Below are 380 nucleotides of genomic sequence, written 5' to 3'. Positions count from 1 at the left end.
CGGCGGCGGCCTTGTTGATCCGGTGGTCGTTGCGCAGCAGCGCATTCTCGATCGCGGTGCGTTCGGCCAGCGCCCGCGCCTGTTCGAGCGTCACCGGTTCGGTTTCGCCGGGCGTGTCGAGCCCGAGATCGTGCGGCGTCAGCAGCCGGCTCTCGGCCATCACGATCGCGCGCCGCACGCGGTTGATCAGTTCGCGTACATTGCCGGGCCACTCGTAGCGCCGCATCGCATCGAGCGCGGCCGACGTGAAGCCGCTGATCTTGCGGCCGCTGTCGGCCTTGAATTTCTGCAACACGTAGTGCGCGAGGATGTCGATGTCCTTGCCGCGCGCGCGCAGCGGCGGCTCGTGAATGCGCAGCACGCACAGGCGGTGATAGAGA

At 67.9% G+C, this 380-nt stretch carries 1 pseudogene; it reads right to left on the bottom strand.

The window, feature by feature from the left end:
• Nucleotides 1-380: pseudogene (locus tag M3152_RS17885) on the bottom strand (sigma-54-dependent Fis family transcriptional regulator); the annotation flags it as partial.

Origin of the sequence: Sporosarcina luteola (assembly GCF_023715245.1) — a bacterium.
Lineage (GTDB): Bacteria > Bacillota > Bacilli > Bacillales_A > Planococcaceae > Sporosarcina > Sporosarcina luteola_C.
This window is presented reverse-complemented; position numbering and strand designations above follow the sequence as displayed.